This is a genomic window from Eubacterium ramulus (genome assembly GCF_003122485.1).
Taxonomy (GTDB): domain Bacteria; phylum Bacillota; class Clostridia; order Lachnospirales; family Lachnospiraceae; genus Eubacterium_I; species Eubacterium_I ramulus_A.
This window is the reverse complement of record NZ_JRFU01000270.1, coordinates 1-2,324: the sequence shown is the minus strand read 5'-3', so window position 1 is coordinate 2,324 and position 2,324 is coordinate 1. Positions and strand designations below refer to the sequence as shown.

The 2,324-nt window shown below is 38.3% G+C and carries 3 protein-coding genes and 4 tRNA genes; all 7 read right to left on the bottom strand.

Annotated features, from left to right (window positions below; all coding sequences use genetic code 11):
• Window positions 1-121: 121 nt before the first annotated feature.
• The 7 genes from LG34_RS16510 to infC all read right to left on the bottom strand — a co-directional run bounded on the left by LG34_RS16510 (window position 122) and on the right by infC (window position 1,814).
• Window positions 122-193 (bottom strand) — tRNA-Glu (locus LG34_RS16510).
• A 29-nt stretch (window positions 194-222) separates the two neighbouring features.
• Window positions 223-294 (bottom strand) — tRNA-Glu (locus tag LG34_RS16505).
• Window positions 295-324: 30 nt separating this feature from the next.
• A tRNA-Glu gene (locus LG34_RS16500) sits at window positions 325-396 on the bottom strand.
• A 30-nt stretch (window positions 397-426) separates the two neighbouring features.
• Window positions 427-498: transfer RNA gene (locus LG34_RS16495), tRNA-Glu, on the bottom strand.
• Window positions 499-708: 210 nt separating this feature from the next.
• Window positions 709-1,065, bottom strand: a complete 357-nt coding sequence (gene rplT, locus LG34_RS16490) for a 50S ribosomal protein L20 (protein ID WP_109217041.1) — start codon at window positions 1,063-1,065, stop codon at window positions 709-711.
• Window positions 1,066-1,091: 26 nt separating this feature from the next.
• Window positions 1,092-1,289, bottom strand: coding sequence for a 50S ribosomal protein L35 (gene rpmI / locus LG34_RS16485; RefSeq protein ID WP_021739127.1), 198 nt, complete (start codon window positions 1,287-1,289; stop codon window positions 1,092-1,094).
• A 30-nt stretch (window positions 1,290-1,319) separates the two neighbouring features.
• Window positions 1,320-1,814, bottom strand: coding sequence for a translation initiation factor IF-3 (gene infC, locus LG34_RS16480; protein ID WP_021739128.1), 495 nt, complete (start codon window positions 1,812-1,814; stop codon window positions 1,320-1,322).
• Window positions 1,815-2,324: the final 510 nt, after the last annotated feature.

Sequence of the window (2,324 nt, the reverse complement as noted above, 5' to 3'; positions counted from 1 at the left end):
GGGCTATTTTCGTTCAAGAGGTCGGCAAAAATCGAACTTTCCTATAAAGTAAAAAAATACTGCAAGCAACATCTGTTACCTGCAGTATCTTTCGGGTTGGGCTGTTTTATAAAAAACAGAGCAGTTCGTAGGGGAATCGAACCCCTGTTTTCGCCGTGAGAGGGCGACGTCTTAACCGCTTGACCAACGAACCATACCTTATTTACTTTTTGAAAATCTAAACAGTTCGTAGGGGAATCGAACCCCTGTTTTCGCCGTGAGAGGGCGACGTCTTAACCGCTTGACCAACGAACCACATCTATTTACTTTTTGAAAAATCTTAAACAGTTCGTAGGGGAATCGAACCCCTGTTTTCGCCGTGAGAGGGCGACGTCTTAACCGCTTGACCAACGAACCACATCTTATTTACTTTTTGGAAATCTTAAACAGTTCGTAGGGGAATCGAACCCCTGTTTTCGCCGTGAGAGGGCGACGTCTTAACCGCTTGACCAACGAACCACAACAATCGGTATTATACAGAAACAATCGTTTGCTGTCAACACTTTTTTCAAATTTTCTTGATTTTTTATATAATTCTGTCAAATATACACAATTACACGTTAAAATCATATGGATTCATTCTATTTCCGGCTGTAAAATCATGTAGTATGATTCCACAACCAGAAAACAAATGATATCATCCGATCAAATATAAAATATATCTGATAATTAAGCTAATTTAGCTTTTGCAGCTTCTACTAATGCAGCAAATCCTTCTGCATCGTTTACAGCCATCTCAGCCAGCATTTTTCTGTTGATCTCGATGTCAGCCAGTTTTAAGCCGTACATGAATTTGCTGTAAGATAAACCATTCAGTCTAGCTGCAGCGTTGATACGAGCGATCCAGAGCTGTCTGAACTGTCTCTTTTTCTGTTTTCTTCCTGCATAAGCACTTGTAAGAGCACGCATTACAGACTGTTTTGCAACTCTGTACTGTTTGGATCTTGCTCCTCTGTAACCTTTAGCCAGTTTTAATGTTCTATTATGTCTTTTTTTTGCGTTTAATCCGCCTTTTACTCTTGCCATTTACGTCATCCTCCTAATCTTCTATCTTACAGATACGGTAAGATTTTCTTCATGTTCTTAACATTAGTAGCATCTGTGATAGTTGCTTTTCTAAGATTTCTTTTTCTCTTAGCGCTTTTCTTTGTTAAGATGTGACTCTTATAAGCTTTATTTCTTTTTAACTGTCCTGTTCCTGTTTTTTTGAAACGTTTTGCTGCTGCTCTGCTGGTTTTCATTTTTGGCATAATGAAATTCCTCCTTGATAAATAGTCTAATTAACGTTTTTCGGCCAGCACCATTGTCATGCTGCGGCCTTCCATCTTCGGTGCCTTCTCCACTGTCGCTATTTCAGAAAGCGCCTCAGCAAAATCATCCAAGATGTGTTTGCTGTTCTGAACATGAGCCATCTCACGTCCACGGAAACGCAGGGATACTTTCACCTTATCACCTTTTGTGATAAACTTTCTGGCTGCGTTTATTTTGGTGTTTAAATCATTGGATTCAATATTCGGTGACAAACGCACTTCCTTGATCTCCACAGTTTTCTGCTTCTTGCGAGCTTCTTTCTCTTTGCGCGCCATTTCATAACGGTATTTTCCGTAATCAATAATCTTGCAAACAGGCGGTTTAGCAGTCGGAGCGATTTTTACTAAATCAAGCTCTGCTTCCTGCGCCAGTTTGAACGCTTCTCTTGCAGACATGATACCAAGCTGAGTACCATCTGCACCAATTACACGAACTTCTCTGTCTCTGATCTGTTCATTAATCATTAAATCGCTAATGGTTTTGCACCTCCATAAAAAAAGTGGATAGGCAGACTATCCACAATCAAATCAAAAGTATTTGAATAATAACCGCCGGTCGCTCATTCGCGCCGAGGTGAGAGTGGATACTCTACTTTGTCTTCAACAACTCTGATACTATATCATACTTTTTTTTCAACGTCAACTGGTTTTTTCAATATTTTTTATCCGTTTTTACAGATAAATTTATGACCGTTCACATGCGCTGTTTCAAAAGTAAAATATAGTATAAATTTGGTTTCCGTATTCCTTCTTGCATAGATTTTACTTTTTCATTATACTACTTTTGAAATAATTTTCCACCTATATCTTCGGATATTTCACGGGAGTTTGACACATTGAAATGCAAAAAAGTACCGCAAAGCCTTGAAATAGGCTTATTTTTTGTCAAATTTTTATTCTTATCATATAGTAATATTTAGTGATATGTTGTATAATAGTGACAGAGGTGATTATTGTGCGTATAACAACATCAAA